Annotated in this window: 2 protein-coding genes; one reads left to right on the top strand and one right to left on the bottom strand. The window is 59.7% G+C overall.

Going from position 1 to position 1,201, the window contains the following annotated elements:
- Positions 1 to 85: 85 nt before the first annotated feature.
- Entirely contained in the window at positions 86 to 223 is a 138-nt protein-coding gene (locus ACFFIO_RS11265; protein ID WP_378041859.1) for a hypothetical protein, read from the bottom strand.
- 138 nt (positions 224 to 361) lie between these two features.
- On the opposite strand from ACFFIO_RS11265, the gene ACFFIO_RS11260 reads away from it, so the two are divergent.
- Complete coding sequence (locus tag ACFFIO_RS11260; protein ID WP_378041857.1) at positions 362 to 1,150, top strand: hypothetical protein; 789 nt, start codon at positions 362 to 364, stop codon at positions 1,148 to 1,150.
- Positions 1,151 to 1,201 lie beyond the last annotated feature (51 nt).

The following is a 1,201-nucleotide window of genomic DNA, read 5'->3' as shown; positions in this document are numbered from 1 at the left end:
GCCGCGTCCACGTCTGGAACGACGTGCCTTGCCACCTGTGCGTTACACCACTCTATGGGGCACTACTCAGTTCGAATTCCTGTACCTACTCCACGGTGCCGCCTTCGAAGGAGTTCATACCCTCGGTGGACCGGCTCCTTCGGACGATCTGCTCCACCAGGTCTGGGGTTGCGATATCGAGCAATGCGACACCCTGGCTCGCGGTGGAGCTCAGAGGCGTCACGAACCGCGCCCTGCGCACCCTGGGGACCCCGGCCAAAACGCTGGCGCCGGCGAACAGGCCTGAAGGGCCAGGTCCTCTGGCGAAGGTAAGGAAGAATGGTCCGGACGTGTCCATCTTTCCCGCGACTAGGAACGTATCTTGAGTGAACGCCAGACCTACTTCCAACCACTCAGTCCCCGTGAGACTGAAATCGCGTGGAAAGGAATGGGCCGGGATTTCAAGCGGATCGATGCGTGGCATGAGGCTGGTCAAGAGGCATACGACGTCGCTTCAGGTTCGGTACTCGACGTGGTCGATGCCTTGACCGAGCCGTTCCAAGCCTCCCATCAGCTTGGATATCTTCTCCACACCGCTGTTGACCATCTGCACGCGCTCAAAATGCTCCTCGCCGATGCTAAAGCGCAACACACCTTTGCCCCCTACACCTTGATCCGCGGAGCCATAGAGGCCGCCTCGGCTGCACTGTGGCTTCTCCGGGACGACGCGCCACAGGAAGTTGCGCTCCGAGCCATGAAGCTCGAATACATGAACCTGAGAGACGAAACGAGAGCAACTAGAGCCGTAGACGCCACGGCTCAGCACAACGAGATACAGCGCGATCTTCTTCAGCAGGTGCTCACCCGCAATGACATGACGATTCGGGGCGGGAAGGACAAGATCACCGCGACCGAAATGGTTCAAACGGCGGATAGTGATTTTCGCGTGCCGAACGCGTATCTGACGTGGCAAATGTGCTCTGCAGCGGCTCACGGGCGCCCTTGGGTCAAACAGGTTCTTACCCTCTTCGAGGTGCACGATGACGACGGGCTGTCTAAAACGCTCAGTGGGCAGCTCTCGTCGAATCAGATGGCCCTAGCCCTAGCCCTTCGCACCGCCTGTGACATCCTCGAAAAGGCGCGGACCGTTCGCAGCAGTAGTGCCCCATAGAGTGGTGTAACGCACAGGTGGCAAGGCACGTCGTTCCAGACGTGGACGCGG

The sequence above is a fragment of the Citricoccus parietis genome (genome assembly GCF_042433045.1).
Lineage (GTDB): Bacteria > Actinomycetota > Actinomycetes > Actinomycetales > Micrococcaceae > Citricoccus > Citricoccus parietis.
This window is presented reverse-complemented; position numbering and strand designations above follow the sequence as displayed.